The sequence below is a fragment of the Micromonospora sp. 067-2 genome (assembly GCF_046549295.1).
Lineage (GTDB): Bacteria > Actinomycetota > Actinomycetes > Mycobacteriales > Micromonosporaceae > Micromonospora.
The window spans coordinates 1-16364 of the sequence record NZ_JAJPWB010000002.1 but is presented as its reverse complement, the minus strand read 5'-3'; the positions used below and the strand labels follow the sequence as shown (position 1 = coordinate 16364).

The 16364-nt window shown below is 70.6% G+C and carries 14 protein-coding genes; 11 read left to right on the top strand and 3 right to left on the bottom strand.

The genetic code is table 11. From position 1 onward, the window contains the following. Positions 1-295: 295 nt before the first annotated feature. The 4 genes from ACLJN9_RS03605 to ACLJN9_RS03590 all read left to right on the top strand — a co-directional run bounded on the left by ACLJN9_RS03605 (position 296) and on the right by ACLJN9_RS03590 (position 5018). Positions 296-574, top strand: coding sequence for an adhesin (locus tag ACLJN9_RS03605; protein ID WP_410809558.1), 279 nt, complete (start codon positions 296-298; stop codon positions 572-574). A gap of 533 nt (positions 575-1107) precedes the next feature. Then, a complete protein-coding gene (locus tag ACLJN9_RS03600; RefSeq protein ID WP_410809557.1) occupies positions 1108-1500 on the top strand; it encodes a cupin domain-containing protein in 393 nt (130 codons plus the stop codon). Positions 1501-1548: 48 nt separating this feature from the next. Continuing rightward, a complete protein-coding gene (locus ACLJN9_RS03595; protein ID WP_410809556.1) occupies positions 1549-3348 on the top strand; it encodes a glycoside hydrolase family 15 protein in 1800 nt (599 codons plus the stop codon). Positions 3349-3650: 302 nt separating this feature from the next. Further along, positions 3651-5018 (top strand): pectate lyase, encoded by a 1368-nt coding sequence (locus ACLJN9_RS03590; protein WP_410809555.1) that lies wholly within the window; start codon positions 3651-3653, stop codon positions 5016-5018. Between the two features lie 54 nt (positions 5019-5072). Here ACLJN9_RS03590 and ACLJN9_RS03585 read toward each other — a convergent pair whose 3' ends face one another. Then, entirely contained in the window at positions 5073-6263 is a 1191-nt protein-coding gene (locus tag ACLJN9_RS03585; protein WP_410809554.1) for a threonine synthase, read from the bottom strand. 14 nt (positions 6264-6277) lie between these two features. After that, positions 6278-7324, bottom strand: coding sequence for a DNA polymerase ligase N-terminal domain-containing protein (locus ACLJN9_RS03580; RefSeq protein WP_410809553.1), 1047 nt, complete (start codon positions 7322-7324; stop codon positions 6278-6280). A gap of 94 nt (positions 7325-7418) precedes the next feature. Between ACLJN9_RS03580 and ACLJN9_RS03575 the strand changes: the two genes are divergently transcribed. The 5 genes from ACLJN9_RS03575 to ACLJN9_RS03555 all read left to right on the top strand — a co-directional run bounded on the left by ACLJN9_RS03575 (position 7419) and on the right by ACLJN9_RS03555 (position 11021). Beyond that, positions 7419-8204, top strand: a complete 786-nt coding sequence (locus tag ACLJN9_RS03575) for an aldo/keto reductase (RefSeq protein ID WP_410809552.1) — start codon at positions 7419-7421, stop codon at positions 8202-8204. Positions 8205-8327: 123 nt separating this feature from the next. After that, entirely contained in the window at positions 8328-8480 is a 153-nt protein-coding gene (locus tag ACLJN9_RS03570; protein WP_410809551.1) for a hypothetical protein, read from the top strand. Then, positions 8480-9445: an N-acetylmuramoyl-L-alanine amidase gene (locus tag ACLJN9_RS03565; RefSeq protein WP_410809549.1), complete on the top strand. Its 966-nt coding sequence runs from the start codon at positions 8480-8482 to the stop codon at positions 9443-9445. The genes ACLJN9_RS03570 and ACLJN9_RS03565 overlap by 1 nt, the downstream gene beginning before the upstream one ends. Before the next feature lie 53 nt (positions 9446-9498). Then, complete coding sequence (locus ACLJN9_RS03560) at positions 9499-10326, top strand: peptidoglycan-binding domain-containing protein (RefSeq protein WP_410809548.1); 828 nt, start codon at positions 9499-9501, stop codon at positions 10324-10326. A 320-nt stretch (positions 10327-10646) separates the two neighbouring features. Further along, a complete protein-coding gene (locus ACLJN9_RS03555) occupies positions 10647-11021 on the top strand; it encodes a ribonuclease E inhibitor RraB (RefSeq protein WP_410809547.1) in 375 nt (124 codons plus the stop codon). Between the two features lie 105 nt (positions 11022-11126). On the opposite strand, the gene ACLJN9_RS03550 is transcribed toward ACLJN9_RS03555, so the two are convergent. Beyond that, the gene (locus ACLJN9_RS03550) at positions 11127-12278 is read right to left on the bottom strand and encodes a GH12 family glycosyl hydrolase domain-containing protein (RefSeq protein ID WP_410809546.1); all 1152 of its coding nucleotides are present in this window, start codon (positions 12276-12278) and stop codon (positions 11127-11129) included. A 303-nt stretch (positions 12279-12581) separates the two neighbouring features. Between ACLJN9_RS03550 and ACLJN9_RS03545 the strand changes: the two genes are divergently transcribed. Both ACLJN9_RS03545 and ctaD read left to right on the top strand, forming a co-directional pair. Beyond that, the gene (locus ACLJN9_RS03545) at positions 12582-13688 is read left to right on the top strand and encodes an FAD-dependent monooxygenase (RefSeq protein WP_410809545.1); all 1107 of its coding nucleotides are present in this window, start codon (positions 12582-12584) and stop codon (positions 13686-13688) included. A 117-nt stretch (positions 13689-13805) separates the two neighbouring features. Then, positions 13806-15566, top strand: a complete 1761-nt coding sequence (gene ctaD, locus ACLJN9_RS03540) for a cytochrome c oxidase subunit I (RefSeq protein ID WP_410809544.1) — start codon at positions 13806-13808, stop codon at positions 15564-15566. Positions 15567-16364 lie beyond the last annotated feature (798 nt).

Genomic DNA, 16364 nt, shown 5'->3' with positions numbered 1-16364 from the left:
CCCAGCCTATGGACAATCGGGGCAACTCGGCGTTGGAACGGCGGTCTGCGACCGGCGCGACGGCCGGGCTGGCCGGGTCGGGGGTCGACCGCCGCTCTCGACTGATCCGGCTCTATTTGACGGATCGCTTGGTAGCGGGCACGGTGGGTAATGAAGGGGCTTGTCAGCTGCCCCGACGCGACGGCGACGATCGTTCGCCCCACCTGTCGCCTCCCACGTGTGCTCGTACGCGGACCGGCTGTCCGGTCTGCGCGGTAACCGACCGCGAGCCGAGAATCCACGAGGAGTTCCGCCAATGCTCACCATGACCGACAACGCCGTGCTCGTCATTCGTGACCTTGCCAACCAGCAGGACGTGGCCGAGGACGGCGGGGTGCGGATCGCCGCCGACGCCGAGGCCGGGTCGCTCACCGTCGAGCTGGTGCCCGAGCCGGTGCAGGGCGACCGTGTGGTCGACAACCAGGGCGCCCGGATCTTCCTCGACGAGGACGCCGCCGAGCTGCTCGGTGATGCCTCGGTGGATGCCACCGTCGACGACGAGGGCATCATCCAGTTCGGTTTCACCGAGAAGTAGCAACCTGGTCCCAGCCGGTTCGGCGGGTCTCGCCACCGCGCGGCCGCCGCAGCGAGCGCCCGCGCTGCGGCTGGTCCGGCCTGGACTGCCACGTGCGGGTCGACCGCCGTGCCTTCTTCCGTGCCGGTGGCTCGGGGCAGGGGCGGGCTCTGCTGGATCGGCTGCGCAGGCGCGCTACCGAACGCGGACGGCGGCCCTCGTGCCGCCCGACCTGCTGGCCTGGCTGCACAGCGACGACTGACCGCGCGCGTCGACTGCCCGTGCGTACACCCACCGGGAGTGGCGGGCGCCGGGTGCACAAACGAGCGCACGGCGCCGCTTCGACCGGTGGTCGGAACGTCGCCGCGCTCTGGCCGTCTCCCACCACCGCAGCCGTTCGGCGGTACGCCGGCGGGGACCTGGCTCGACCGGCCGTGTTCGCCGGTCAGCCTCTCGATCCCCGGCCAGGGAGAATCCAAACCTTTTCGACGTGGGGAATTCCACCATTTGTGTGTCTCGGCGTGGCCGGTCGCCGAAGCGGGTATGAGGCCGGCATGGAGCACTTCACTATCGCAACCGTCGCCGAGAAGAGCCCGGACTTCCGGCGGGTGCTGTGGACCGGGGAGCACACCCAACTGGTCATCATGACCATTCCGCCGGGTGGCGAGATCGGCGAGGAGGTACACGACGGCATCGACCAGATCCTGACCTTCGTCAGCGGCACCGGCGAGGCGCGGGTGGCCGGTGCGAAGCGCGAGGTCGTCGCGGGTGACCTCGTCGTGGTGCCGTCCGGCACGAAGCACAACTTCGTCAACACCGGGCCCAACCCGCTGGTGCTGTACACCGTCTACGGTCCTCCCGAGCACGCCGACCAGGCCGTACACCGGACCAAGGAGGAGGCCGACGCCGCCGAGGAGGCCGGCGAGGACGAGCCGCCGACCGCGTGACGGGGCCGGCCGCGGCCTGATCCGGGCCGATCCGGGTACCCGCGGCCGGTGGAGCAGCAGCCGGCGATCTCCGACTACGGATTCCTCTCGGACTCCCGCTCCGGTGCACTCGTCGGCAGGGACGGTTCGATCGACTGGTGGTGCCCGGCCCGGTTCGACGGCGCGTCCGTGTTCGGGCGGTTGCTCGACCCGGACGCCGGGCACTTCCGGGTGGCGCCGGTGGACGTCGGCCGACCGGGACACCGGGTGGAGCGCGCGTACCGGCCGGACACGCTGGTGCTGCGCACGGTGCACCACACGCCGCACGGCAGTGTGGCGGTCACCGACGCGCTCGCCGCCGAGAGCGGTGCCCGCGCCCACGAGCTGGGCATGAACTCGCCGGCAGTGCTGATCCGCGTGGTCGAGGGCCTGTCCGGGCGGGTCCGGATGGCACTGGACTTCGCGCCCCGGCCGGAGTACGGGCTGCTCACCCCGTACCTGCACGAGCAGGCGGACGGCACCGTGCTGGCCACCGCCGGTCCGGTGGTGCTGGCGCTGCGCGCCGGTGACATGACGCTGCACGCCGACCGGGACCGGGTAACCCACGAGTTCGAGGTCTCCGCCGGCCAGGTCGTCGGGATCGACGTGGCCTTCGGCGAGGCGTACGGCGACCCGCCCGCCCGGCTGGATCCGGTCACCGCGCTCGGGGAGACGACGCAGTCGTGGGAGGCGTACCGGGAGACGCACGGCTACCAGGGCCGCTACCCCGATCTGGTCCGGCACAGCGCGACAGTGCTGACCGGCCTGACGTACGCCCGCAGTGGCGCGGTCGCCGCGGCGTTGACCACGTCGCTGCCGGAGCGGCCCGGCGGGGACCGCAACTACGACTACCGGTACTCCTGGCTGCGCGACTTCTCGATGACCATGCGCGCCCTCTGGGTGGCGGCCTGCCCCGCCGAGGCGAACCGGCTGTTCGCCTGGGTGGCCCGCTCGATCGGCCGGATCGGCGACGAGCCGGTGCCGGTGCTGTTCGGTTTGCAGGGGGAGCGCGACATCAGCGAGCACAACTGCACACACCTGCGCGGCTACGCCGGCAGTGGGCCGGTCCGGATCGGCAACGACGCCTGGCGGCAGCGGCAGCTCGACGTACCGGGGGAGGTGATCTCGGCGGTCTGGGGGCTGCGCCACTATCTCGGCGCGACGTTCGACGTGGAGTTGCGGGAGATGGTGCTCGGCCTGACCGAGCAGGTGGCGACGACCTGGCACCTGCCCGACCGGGGCATGTGGGAGACCCGGGACAGGGAACGGCACTACCTCTCCTCGAAGATGCTCTGCTGGTTGACGATGGACCGGGCGGTGCGCATGGCCGACCGGCTCGGGGAGCGGGCCGATCCGCACCGGTGGGCTGCGATCCGCGACGAGATCCACGGTGAGGTGCTCCGGCAGGGCTGGAACGATCGGATCGGGGCGTTCACCGGCGCCTTCGGCTCCGCCGAGCTGGATGCCTCGGCCCTCCTTCTGCCGGTGGCGCACTTCCTGCCGGCCACCGACCCTCGGATGCGCTCCACCATCACGGCGATCGAGCGGGAACTCGGCACCGAGAACGGGCTGGTCCGGCGCTGGACGACAGACCCCGCAGGGTTCGTGCTCTGCTCGTTCTGGCTGGTGGAGTGCCTGGTGATGATGGGTGAGCAGCAGCGCGCCGAGGCGTTGTTCGAGCGGGTGGCCGGGCACGCCAACGATGTGGGCCTGTTCAGCGAGCAGATCGACCTGGTGACCGGCGCGCAGCTCGGCAACACTCCGCAGGCGCTGTCGCACATCGGCCTGATCAACGCGGCCTGGCGGATCACGAATCCCGACAGCTACTGACCGGTTGCCCGAGGCGGAGACCCTCTGCGGCGTGCCGCCGGTCGGCTGGCCACTGGTCGTCCCGGCGGGGAAATCCTGCAACAGACCTGCAAGCGCCAGGCATTGACGGTGGCGGTTGCGCGGTCCTAGCCTCGAAGAGACGGGAAAGCCCTTTCCCAAGGCTTTGATCCCGCTTCACCCCCTCCGGATCCCGGGCAATCCGACGGGGCACACCGATCCCAGGTCGCGGCAACAGGCCATATCCGCACGTCCCCGTACGGACGGCCGTGGGATCGCCACCACATGTGTCAAGGAGGACAACCGTGCAAGAAAGACGAAACCCCGGCCGACGACCACTGCTGCTGGCGGTGGGTGCCGCGGCCACCGTGGCGGCCCTCGCGGCTGGCATCGGCTCGGCCTCCGCGGCCACCGTCTTCACCGACAACTTCAACGACGGCAACTCCTCCGGCTGGTCCAAGTCCGGCGGCACCTGGTCGGTCGTCACGGACGGCTCGGGCGTGCTCAACCAGTCCAACGTCGGCAGTGAGCTGGCCCGGAACTTCGCCGGTCAGACCAGCTGGACCAACTACTCGGTGCAGGCCCGCGTCAAGCCGGTGAGCTTCGGCTCGTCCAGCGCGCTGGTCGCGCTCGCGGCGCGTTCCATCAGCAGCACGAAGATGTACCGGTTGGCCCTGCTCGGCTCCGGCCGGGCCGAACTGCAGGCCGTCAACGGCAGCAGCATCACCGCGATCGGTTCCGCGTCGGTGGGCGCCAGCGCTGGCACCTGGTACAACCTGCGCATCGAGACCAGCGGCAGCACCATCCGGGGCTTCGTCAACGGCACCCAGATCGCCGCCGGCACCAACAGCCTGGCCGGCGCCGGACGGATCGGCCTGGTCACCGCGCACGCCAGCGGCAGCTTCGACGACGTGGCGGTCGACTCGTCCGGCGGCGGCACCCCCACCACTCCGCCGACGACCACCCCACCCCCGACCACTCCGCCGCCGCCCACCACGCCTCCGGCGGGTTGGCCGACCCCCACCGGTAACCAGAAGGTGGACGCGACGATCCCGGTCTCCGGGAGCTTCGACGGCGGGCTCAAGCGCTACTACGGCATCGGCGACGGCGGGCAGAGCGAGAGCCAGGACCCGATGTTCGAGCTGGCCGCCGGAGCCACCCTGCGCAACGTGATCATCGGTGCGCCGGCCGGTGACGGCGTGCACTGCGAGGGCAACTGCACCCTGATCAACGTCTGGTGGGAGGACGTGGGCGAGGACGCCGCCACCTTCCGCGGCGGCACCACGTACACCGTCGACGGCGGCGGTGCCCGCTCCGCCAGCGACAAGGTCTTCCAGCACAACGGCTCGGGCACCGTCTACATCAAGAACTTCCGGGTGGAGAATGCCGGGAAGCTCTACCGGGCCTGCGGCAACTGCTCCACCTCGTACCAGCGGCACGTGGTGATCGACAACGTGATCGTCCGGGACACCGACGCGATCGCCGGCATCAACACCAACTGGGGCGACACCGCCCGCTTCAGCCGGATCACCATCGTCGGCGACCCGGACCGGGAGACCTCGATCTGCGTCAAGTTCAGGGGCGTGCCGAAGGGCAGCGAGCCGACCGAGATCGGCGAGGGTGCCGACGGCGTCAACTGCTTCTACGCACCGTCCGACATCACCTACCAGTAGGGCCGCAGCAGGGGCGTTCCGCGGACCGGATGGTCCGCGGAACGCCAGCGCGTCTCACACCATGACGGGTACGCCGGAGACGTCGACGGTCTCCGGATACTTCAGCCCGGCGCCGGTGTTGAGCACCACCACCCGCTCACCGGCCCGGATCCACCCGCCGGCGCGCAGTTGCCGCGCCGCGGTCAGGCAGGCCGCGCCCTCCGGGCAGAGCAGCAGCCCCTCCCTGGTGGCGAAGTCCCGCAGGTCGGCCAGGATGTCCGCGTCGTCGACGGCGATCGCGGTGCCGGCGGACGCCCGCAGCGCGGCCAGGATCAGCTCGTCGCCCAGCGGCGACGGAACGGTGATGCCGAACGCCACGGTGTGCGCGTCGGCCCACGGCTCGGCCCGCTCCTCGCCTGCGGCGAAGGCCCGCACGATGGGCGCGCAGCCCGTCGACTGCACCGCCACCAGCCGGGGCAGCTTGTCGCCGATCCAGCCCAGCTCGCGCATCTCGTGCAGCGCCTTGTGGATGCCGATCAGGCCGACCCCGCCGCCCGTCGGGTAGATGATCACGTCGGGCGCCTGCCAGCCGAGCTGCTCGACGATCTCGTACCCCATCGTCTTCTTGCCCTCCAGCCGGTAGGGCTCGCGCAGCGTGCCGGCGTCGAAGATCGCCCCGTCGGACTCCGCGACCAACTCGGCCACCCGCCGGCCGGCGTCGCTGATCAGCCCGTCGATCAGCCGCAGGTCGGCCCCGGCGGCCACGCACTCGTTGCGGCAGATCGTCGGCGCCGCGAGCGGCATGACGATGGTGGCGCCCATTCCGGCCCGTGCCGCGTACGTCGCCCAGGCCGATCCGGCGTTGCCGTTGGTGGGCATCGCGATCCGCTTGACGCCCAGCTCGCGGGCCCGACTCACACCGACCGCCGCGCCGCGTGCCTTGAACGAGCCGGTCGGGATCAGCCCCTCGTCCTTGACCATCAGATCCGTGATGCCGATCTCGGCACCGTACGCGGGGGCGCGCAGCAGCGGCGTCCAGCCCTCGCCGAGCGTCGTGACGTGCCGAGGGTCGGCGACCGGCAGCAGCTCCCGGTAGCGCCACAGGTCGGCCGGGCGCAGCCCGAAGCGCTCCGGGGTGACCGCCTTCGCCACCGCCGGCAGGTCGTAGCGGGCCAGCAGCGGGGAGCCGCACTCACAGAGGTTCTGCAACTGGTCAGCGGCGTACTCCCGGCCGCAGCGCGGGCAGTCCAGGTGGGTCAGGTACACGTCGCTCCTCGCTGTCAGACCGCGTCGATGCTCAGCCAGTGCCGGCTGCGCCCGCCCGGTTCGTAGACCGAGTCCAGCCGCTTGGCGACAACGCCCGGCAGACCCTGCTCCCGACCGGTGCGCAGCGCCTCGTCGCCGGCGCCGGGAAACCACGGCGGAGTCTGCCAGTGCGCACCGGTCAACGCCAGCCCGTCGAGCAGCTCCCGGCGTTGCGCGTAGGGCACGTTCACGCTGCTCACACCCTCCAGCCACAACAGGTCGACGAGCAGGTACTGGGCACCGGCGGGGACCCGGCCGCCGCTGGCCGGTCCCGCCGGGCGGACCCGACCGGCGCCGTCGATGCGGACCAGCACGCCGTCCACCACCGCCTCGGTCGGCGCCAGTGTCTCGGCCAGCGCCCGCAGCCACGGGTACCCGCCGGTGATGTCCTCGTCGGTCTCGGAGAGCAGCCGGAGCCGCCCGCCGGAGACGTACGCCATCGCCCGGACCCCGTCCCACCGCAGCTCGTACCCCCAGTCGGCGCGGTTTCGGGGGAGCCCGGCGGCGGGTGTGGCGTGCATCGGGCGTACCAGCTCGGGCATCGGCGTCCAGCCCGGCGGGGCAGGGTCGGTGCGCCGGATCATCCAGTCCCGTCCGCCGGTGGCGAAGAGCGCGTACCGGCCGTTGGTCCGGTCGCCGGAGAGCGTCACGATCACCTCGTCGTCGCGCCACTTCTCGAGGAGGTAGGTGCCGCGGTCGTGGATGACCATCCGGCCCCCGCCGTACTCGCCGGCGGGAATCTCACCGGAGAAGTCGAGGTATTCCATCGGGTGGTCCTCGGTGTGCACCGCGAGATGGTTGCGGCCGGGATCGCGGGGCAGGCCGCGCGGCACCGCCCAGGAGGCCAGCACCCCCTCGTGCTCCAGGCGCAGGTCCCAGTGCAGGCTGCGGGCGTGGTGCTGCTGGATGACGAAGCGGCCGCCGCCGTCGGCGCCGGCAGCCGTCGGGCTCCGCTCCGGAACCGGCTCCGGCGTACGGGCCGCGTCCCGTCGGCGCCGATACTCGTCCAGCCGATCGGTCACATCCCGCATTCTCCGGCAAAGCGGATCAGCGCGCTGGACGCCGAGTGTCCGATTCGCTCGCCGGCCGGGCTCGCGGCGGGGTAGAACGGTCCTCATGGACCTCAGCGACCAGCCCGCCGCCGTGCTCCCCGGGGACGTGCGGATGCCTCTGCTCGGCTTCGGCACCTGGCAGGCCACCGGCCAGGCGGGCTACGACGCCGTGCTGGCCGCGCTCGACACCGGCTACCGGCACCTCGACACGGCCACCCTGTACGGCAACGAGCGGGAGGTCGGCCGCGCGGTGAAGGAGAGTGGGCTACGTCGGGAGGACATCTTCCTCACGACCAAGATCCCGCCGGACCGGGTGGGCCGGGAGCGGGAGACGCTGGAGGCCAGCCTGGCGGCGCTCGGCGTCGAGCAGGTGGACCTGTGGCTGATCCACTGGCCGCCGTCCGCCGCCGACAGCATCCCCATGTGGCGGGAGCTGCTGGCCGCCCGCGGCGAGAACCTCACCCGTGCGATCGGGGTGAGCAACTACAGCACCGGCCAGATCGACGAGCTGATCCAGTCGACCGAGGAGAACCCGGCGGTCAACCAGATCCGGTGGGGTCCGAGGCTGTACGACCGGCAGCGGCACGCCGAGCACCAGGACCGGGGCGTGGTGCTGGAGGGGTACAGCCCGTTCAAGACCACCGACCTGAGCGACCCGGTGCTGACCCGGATCGCCGGCGCACACGACGTATCGCCCGCGCAGGTGGTGCTTCGCTGGCACATCGACCACGAGATCGTGGTGATCCCGAAGTCGGTGACCCCGGAGCGGATCTCGGCCAACTTCGACGTCTTCCACTTCTCGTTGACGGCGGAGGAGATGCGCGACATCGACGCGCTCGGCGAGGTCTGACACGGCGGTTTCCTTCAGCACGAGACTCGGCAATGAAGGGTATCGACATTGACGTACGTGACGGTATAACGTGCCCGTCATCACGTACGTCGATGCGTTTCCCGCCGTTGCTGGAGGATCGCCATGGCCCGGTCACCATCCATCCGTCTGCGCCGCCGCGGGGTGCTCGGCATCCCCGCCCTGGTGGCCGCCGCACTGACCACCGTCGTCCGGCCCACCCCGGCCAACGCCGCGCCGAAGGCCGAGTGCCTGGCCGACCTGCTCGGACAATCCTGATGGCCACCGTCGGATGGCTGGTGGACGTCCTGCGCGCCGCCGGGGTCCAGGTCGTCGTCGAGGGCGACTGGCTCAACCGGATGCGGCCGGGCTCCTTCGACCCGATCGGTGTGCTCTGGCACCACACCGCCTCGACCTCCAGCGCCAGCAACCCGCACCCGGCGCTCGGCATCTGCATCAACGGCCGCTCCGACCTGGCCGGACCGCTGTGTCAGGCGCTCGTCGACTACAACGGCGTCTTCCACGTCATCTCCGCCGGCCGGTGCAACCACGCCGGTGCCAGCGGCGGCAGCGGACCCATACCGGCCGGGGACGGCAACACCCTGATGATCGGGTGGGAGATCGACTACAACGGTGTCAACCAGGAGATGACCGCCGCGCAGTACGACGCCTCGATCGCCGCCACCGCCGCTGTGCTCACCCGACTCGGGCGGGACAGCAGCTACGCCCGCGGGCACCGGGAGACCAGCACCACCGGCAAGATCGACCCGTCCTTCATCGACCTGAACGTGATGCGCGCCGACGTGGCGGCGAAGATGGCCGGCGGCGGCACGGCATGGTCCTCCACGGTGGACAACACCACCGCCGGCCGCTTCACCGCCAGCGCCAACTGGGGCGTGTCGTCGTTCTCCAGTCAGCGGTACGGGGCCGACTACCGGTACGCGGACCCGGTCGCGGCCAGCGACCCCGCGTGGTACAGGTTCAACGTCCCGGCCACCGCCAACTACCGCGTCGAAGCCTGGTGGCCGACGAACTCCGGCTACAACAGCGCCACCCCGTACATCGTCGCCACCAGCAGCGGCAACCGGACGGTGACGGTCGACCAGCGGGTGACCGGTGGGCAGTGGCGGATCCTCGGCACGTTCGCGCTGCCGGCCGGGGACGCCAACCGGGTCGCCGTGAGCCGATGGAGCAACGCCACCGGGCTCGTCATCGCCGACGCCGTCCGGCTCACCCGCGTCTGACCGGGCGGGCCAGCGCTCCCAGGCACCCCTCATCACCCCCGCATGGAGGAACATTGCTCAGCAGGAGACGGTTGCTGATCACCGCGTCGGCAGCGATCGCCGGCTCGACCCTCGTCGGCCAGAACGCCCGCGCGGCTCTTCCCGTGGTCGACATGGAAGCGCTCATCAAGGCCGCACAGATCGACCCGCGCCGCGCGGACACGGCCATCACCTCGGGCAGCAAGGACAGCGTCCTGCAGGTGGAGCGCGCGCTACAGGCACGAGGCCTCCTCGCGGCCGGCTACGTCGACGGGCACTTCGGCACCAGCACCGTCGCGGCGTACGCCACCTACCAGCGATCCCTCGGATACTCCGGCCTCGACGCCAGCGGCCTGCCCGGGCCGACCTCGCTGCGTCAGCTCGGTGAGCAGCGGTTCACGCTCACCCGAGTGCTGTCCCCGGGCAGCATCCTCACCTTCCGCGGCGCGCAGGTGAACACGCGCACCCGGAGCATGCTGCTCGAGGCCGAACGACTGCTCGGCGCCCAGTTGACGATCACCCAGGGCTCCTACAGTTCCAGCACACCGGCGTCGGCCGGCACCCACGACGGCGGCGGTGCGCTGGACCTCTCGGTGAGCGGCATGACCACCACCTACCGGACCACCGTCGTCAGGCAGCTGCGCCGGGTGGGCTTCGCGGCATGGCTGCGTAACCCGTCGCAGGGCGACTGGCCGTACCACATCCACGCCATCGCCCTGGCCGACACCGACCAGTCGAGTGGCGCTCAGCATCAGGCAGGCGACTTCTACCTCGGCCTCAACGGCCTTGCCAACCGTGGCACCGACGACGGCCCGGCCGTCACGCCCAAGCTGACCTGGGAGGAGTACCTGCGTACGGCGTGACTGGCCGGATCTGTCGCGGAACGTCCGGATCGGGCCGAATAGATGCGCGACGCCGATAGTCTGATCTTCGATCTCGAGGCTGCGGCCACGCCAGCAATGTTCTCGACCGTTCGGGCCTTTTCGGTGGCGTGGAGCATCGAAACGAGGTCGAAAATCCTGGTGGGTGCGGACGATGAGCCTGCAGACCGTGCGCAGGAGGTGGAAATTCTCACCGAGTCCACCCTGATCGACGTGTCGGTGTGCTGGCCGAGCCTGGACATACAGAATGCTCCAGGTGGCGACGCTCTGGTGCCGCCACCTCGACTGTGGAGAAGTGAAGGATGTCAGAGAGCTACCTGGAAGTCGGAGGGTTCGGAAACGCCGACGTCGACGATCCGCACGGGGATCGAGAAACTCTCCACCAGCTTGCGGCGGCAGGGGCGGATATGGCCGTTGTCACCACCTTCGTTCACTACCTGACATTCGATGCGGAAGCGCGCATGGTGGCCGCCGGCCGTGCGATCCGCCAGAGCCTCGGTTATTCGGTGGAGGGCTTTCCTCCCGAGGGTTCGGACGATGGCTGGTCTCTGCGAGTCACAATCGAGCGCCTGCCATCGCTTGAGAGCGTCCAGCGGATGCGCGAAGTCATGGAGGTTGCCGCGAGGCGTTTCGACGGAAGCTATGACGGGTGGGAGGCCGCCGTCCGTGAGGGTTGACCGGTGCCGGCTCTCTGCGCTGATCTCGCTTGACTCTGCAATGAACAGACACTCCGCGGGGGCGCCGCCGATGGAGCGGCGACCCCCGCGGCGGTCGAGCGACCCTCAAGCTGCTCTGCAGGCCACGCCGTTGAGCGTGAAGCTGGTCGGTGACGAGTACGCCCCGCTCAGCGTCCCCTGGTAGCCGAAGCTGGCCGTGCCGCCCGGCGCGAGCGTGCCGTTCCAGCTCACGTTCCGGGCCGTCACCGTGGACCCGCTCTGGCTCACCGTGGCGTTCCACGCGCTGGTCACCCGTTGCCCGCCGGGCAGGTTGTAGGTCAACGTCCAACCGTTGACCGGGCTGGACCCGGTGTTGGTGATCTGCACGTCGGCCGTGAAGCCGCTGTTCCACGAGTTCGGCGTGTACTTCACGGCGCAGCCCGCGCCACCCGGTGGCGGGGTGGTCGGCGGCGGAGTCGTCGGGGGCGGAGTCGTCGGGGGCGGCGTGGTGGGCGGTGCGCCGCCACCGTTGACAGCGGCCGAGAATGACGTCACCGCCAGGCCGACGCCGCCCTGCCACGGCTCGAAGCCGGCCTGGATGCTGGTCAGGTACCAACTGTTGGTGATCGCGCCCCGGTTGCGGACGTCGTTGACGAACTCCAGCACGCTGAAGTTCAGGCTGCTGATCGGCGACGGCGCGACGTACGAGATGACGTTGTTCGAACCGTTGCTGCCCCGCCAGACCTCCCACGTCCGGCCGGCCAGGGTGGTCGTACCGACCGGCGAGCCGATGGGCTGGATCGGCCCCTGTCGGTTGAGCCAGATCATGATCTCCATCTGGTTCACCCCGTCCCGCTTGGGCGTGGGGTCGAGCCAGATGTCGTACGAGGCGTTGTAGGTGCCGCCGACGTACCGGTAGCTGATGCTGCTGGTGGCGCTGCTGATCTGGCTCACCTGGATCGGCAGGTTCGTGCCGGGGGAGCAGTTGGTGTAGTGACAACCGAAGAACACCGAGGGGTACGCGGTGGGCGCGCCGTTGGTGGGGTTGCTGCCGTTCAGGGTGGTGATCTCGAAGCCGGTGCCGGTGACGTTGATGCACTGCTGGGCGGTGGTGCCCCAACGGTTGTTCTGCACCACGTACCGGCCCTGGATGACCGTCGAGCCGTACTGCTCGCAGATCTGGGTGTCGGCGGAGGCGTTGCCGCCGAGTGCCACGGCGACGATCGAGCCGCCGAGCAGCAGGCCGGCGGCCACCAGTGCCCGAAGTGGACGTTTCATGACGCTCCTTGACTGTGGCGCGTGCCGGGCGCCGATCGGGTCGGGGCGGATGCGGGAGCGCTCCCACGCTCAATGACACATTTACATGCCTGAAACTCCGGCGCAACCGGACGCGTCAAACTGGTGAAATGTGAGGATTGCCACGCCCGCGACTCGCGGCTGCCGGAGGACGTCCAGGTACGCGAGGCGCGCCGCCGACGAGCGACGTCCGGCGGGCCGATCGGACTCTGGCGTGCACCGATAGCGCCGAGTAGCGTGTTGCCTCCAACGCGTGCCGCATCCCCTCCGGAGGCGTACACCACCATGGGTGGCTCCCCCCTGCGCATCCTCGTCGTCGGCGCGGGCATTGCCGGCCTGGCCGTGGCCCGGGCGCTACGCCTGGCGGGCTTCCGGCCGGACGTGACCGACAAACTGCCGCCGGGGGAGTCCACCGAGACCGGCCTCTACCTGCCGGGTAACGCCGCCCGCGCGCTGCGTCGGCTGGACCTGCACGACCCGGTCCGTCCGCTCGGGCAGGTCATCCGCCGGCAGCGCTTCTTCGACGCCGCGGGCGTGCAGCTCTGCGAGGTCGACCTCGACACCCTCTGGTCCGGAGTCGGCGAATGCCGGGCACTGCCACGGTCGGACCTGCACCGGGTGCTGCTCAGCGGTGCCGGCGGCGCCGTCCGGCACGGCGCCGAGGTCCGCACCCTGGACCTGCTTCCGGGCGGCGTCGGGGTCACCTTCACCGACGGCACCAGCACCGAGTACGACCTGGTCGTCGGCGCCGACGGGCCGCGCTCCCCGGTGCGCGCGCTGGCCTCCCTCGGCGGGCCGCCCCGGCCCGTCGGGCAGGTGGTCTACCGGGCCGTGCTGCGCGACGGCCCGCCGGTCACCGAGTGGACCGCCCTGCTCGGCCAGCGCTCCGGCTTCCTGATGGTGCCGATCGGCGCCGGTCGGCTGCACTGTTACGCCGACGAGGCCGGCACCGAGGCACCTGCCGACCCCCTGGCGCGACTGCGCGACCTGTTCGCCGACTACGGCGGCCCGGTGCCCGAGGTGCTCGCCGCGCTCGACCGGGTACACGTCGGGATCACCGACGAGGTCGAGTTGGGCCGTTGGCACCGCGGCCGGGTGCTGCTGGTCGGCGACGCGGCGCACGCCACCGCACCGACGCTGTCCCAGGGCGCGGCCATGGCGCTGGAGGACGCGGTGGTGCTGGCCGAATCGCTACGCGCCGCCGGCACCGTCGAGGCGGCCCTGGTCGCGTACGAGAGTCGCCGCCGTCCGCGTACCCGATGGGTGGCCGACCGGACCCGCGACCGCAACCGGACCAGGGACGTACCGCCGGCGTTGCGCGACCCGTTGCTGCGCGGGCGCGGCGGCCGGATCTTCGGAGAGCACTACCGGTTGCTGGTCGGCCCGCTCTAGATCGGCCCCGACACCCCACGCGGCACTGTCACCTGCCGGGGACTATCCTCCTTGCGGATGACGGCCCGCAGATACCAGCGTGTGCCGAGCGGGACAAACGAGAACCGGAGGCCACTCGTGACCACCGTCGCACCCAAGCCGGTCGTGACCCGGCCCTGGCCGGTCCGGGAGCCGGTCAAGGGGTCGGCCCTCGCGCGGCTGCTGCGTACCACGGACGCGAAGCAGATCGGGATCATGTACATGGTCACCGCGTTCGCGTTCTTCATGATCGGTGGCCTGATGGCCCTGATCATGCGGGCCGAACTGGCCCGGCCCGGGCTGCAGTTCCTGTCGCCGGAGCAGTACAACCAGCTCTTCACCATGCACGGCACGATCATGCTGCTGTTCTTCGCGACGCCGATCGTCTTCGCCTTCGCGAACTACATCGTGCCGATCCAGATCGGCGCGCCCGACGTCTCCTTTCCGCGGCTGAACAGCTTCGCCTACTGGCTGTTCCTCTTCGGCGGGTCGATCGCGATCGCCGGCTTCATGACCCCCGGCGGTGCGGCCGACTTCGGCTGGACCGCCTACACCCCGTTGAGCACCGCCGAGCACTCGCCCGGCGTCGGCGGGAACATGTGGGTGGTGGGTCTGGCCGTGTCCGGCCTCGGCACCATCCTCGGTGCGGTGAACATGATCACCACTATCCTGACGCTGCGCGCGCCCGGCATGACCATGTTCCGGATGCCGATCTTCACCTGGAACATCCTGGTCACCAGCCTGCTGGCGATCCTGGTCTTCCCGCTGCTGGCCGCCGCGCTCTTCGCGCTCGCCGCCGACCGCATCATCGGGGCCCACGTGTACGACCCGGCTACCGGTGGGCCGTTGCTCTGGCAGCACCTGTTCTGGTTCTTCGGGCACCCCGAGGTGTACATCGTCGCGCTGCCGTTCTTCGGCATCATCTCCGAGATCATCCCGGTCTTCTCCCGCAAGCCGATCTTCGGTTACAAGGGTCTGGTCGGCGCGACTCTCGCGATCGCCGCGCTGTCCATGAGCGTCTGGGCGCACCACATGTTCGCCACCGGCCAGGTGCTGCTGCCGTTCTTCAGCTTCCTGAGCTACCTGATCGCCGTGCCGACCGGAATGAAGTTCTTCAACTGGATCGGCACCATGTGGCGGGGTCAGATCAGCTTCGAGACGCCCATGCTCTGGGCGGTCGGCTTCCTGGTCACCTTCCTCTTCGGTGGTCTCACCGGTGTGCTGCTGGCCAGCCCGCCGATCGACTTCCACGTGTCCGACTCGTACTTCGTGGTGGCGCACTTCCACTACGTGCTCTTCGGCACCATCGTGTTCGCCGTCTTCGGTGGCATCTACTTCTGGTTCCCGAAGATGTTCGGCCGAATGCTCGACGAGCGGCTGGGCAAGGTGCACTTCTGGCTGACCATGATCGGCTTCCACACCACCTTCCTGGTCCAGCACTGGCTCGGCGCCGAGGGCATGCCCCGCCGGTACGCCGACTACCTGCCCAGCGACGGCTTCACCACGCTGAACACGATCTCCACGATCGGCGCGTTCATCACCGGTATCTCCACGCTGCCGTTCATCTACAACTGCTGGAAGTCGTACAAGACCGGCCCGGTGGTCGAGGTGAACGACCCCTGGGGTCACGGCAACTCGCTGGAGTGGGCGACCAGCAGCCCGCCGCCGCTGCGCAACTTCGACCGGATGCCCCGGATCCGCTCGGAGCGGCCGGCGTTCGACGCGAAGTTCCCGGAGCTGGCCGCGGGTGGCCAGAGCGTGGCCGGCCCGCCGGAGGGTGGCGCGAAGCCGCTCAGCAGCGAGTCCGACGGCGGGGCCAGCTACCGCGAGGACACCGCCAGCGACATCGACAGGCACTGACGCTCAGCACAGCAGCAGTACGACGGGCGCCGCCCCCGGACCACCCGGGAGCGGCGCCCGTCGCCATGTCCGGCTACCGGCGCAGAACCCCGCCCGTTGCCCGACCCGCCAAAGCCGCCGCCACGGCCTCTTCGGCTCGGCCCCGGCTCGGTCCCGGCGCGCCTTGTGTCCTGCTCCTGCTGCGGCTCCGGTCCGGCTCGGTCCGGCTCCGGTCCGGCTCGGTCCGGCTCCGGTCCGGCTCGGTCCGGCTCCGGTCCGGCTCGGTCCGGCTCGGTCCGGCTCGGTCCGGCTCGGTCCGGCTCGGTCCGGCTCGGTCCGGTTTCGGCCCCGGCTCGGTCCGGCTCCGGCTCCGGTCCGGCTCCGGCTCGGTCCGGCTCGGTCCGGTTTCGACTCCGGCTCGGTCCGACTCGCTCTCCCGCCACGTGGAGTCCACCCCGCCGTGCCCGGCACCTGTTCCTGTTGAGCCTGATGCCTCTGAGGCATATTTATGCCTCAGAGGCATCAGCCACCTTCGTGCATGTGGTCCCGGACGGTCGCGCAACGCCGCCAATGGGCCACCTAGGAACAGCGCCGCCCTCTCGCAAACCGCCTGCTGTCGGGGCGCCGGGTGTCGGGGTGTCGGGCCGTCCAGGTGTCGGGCTGCCGGGGTGTTGGGGCGCCGGGTGTCGGGTTGCCGGGGTGTTGGGGCGCCGGGTGTCGGGTTGCCGGGGTGTTGGGGCGCCGGGTGTCGGGTTGCCGGGGTGTTGGGGCGCCGGGTGTCGGGTTGCCGGGGTGTTGGGGCGCCGGGTGTCGGGTTGC

What these genes read in the sequence shown, in the direction of transcription:
- ACLJN9_RS03605 (WP_410809558.1), top strand. Translation starts at nt 296, where the DNA reads ATGCTCACCATGACCGACAACGCCGTGCTCGTCATTCGTGACCTTGCC.
- ACLJN9_RS03600 (WP_410809557.1), top strand. Translation starts at nt 1,108, where the DNA reads ATGGAGCACTTCACTATCGCAACCGTCGCCGAGAAGAGCCCGGACTTC.
- ACLJN9_RS03575 (WP_410809552.1), top strand. Translation starts at nt 7,419, where the DNA reads ATGGACCTCAGCGACCAGCCCGCCGCCGTGCTCCCCGGGGACGTGCGG.
- ACLJN9_RS03570 (WP_410809551.1), top strand. Translation starts at nt 8,328, where the DNA reads ATGGCCCGGTCACCATCCATCCGTCTGCGCCGCCGCGGGGTGCTCGGC.
- ACLJN9_RS03565 (WP_410809549.1), top strand. Translation starts at nt 8,480, where the DNA reads ATGGCCACCGTCGGATGGCTGGTGGACGTCCTGCGCGCCGCCGGGGTC.
- ACLJN9_RS03555 (WP_410809547.1), top strand. Translation starts at nt 10,647, where the DNA reads ATGTCAGAGAGCTACCTGGAAGTCGGAGGGTTCGGAAACGCCGACGTC.
- ACLJN9_RS03550 (WP_410809546.1), bottom strand. Translation starts at nt 12,278, where the DNA reads ATGAAACGTCCACTTCGGGCACTGGTGGCCGCCGGCCTGCTGCTCGGC.
- ACLJN9_RS03545 (WP_410809545.1), top strand. Translation starts at nt 12,582, where the DNA reads ATGGGTGGCTCCCCCCTGCGCATCCTCGTCGTCGGCGCGGGCATTGCC.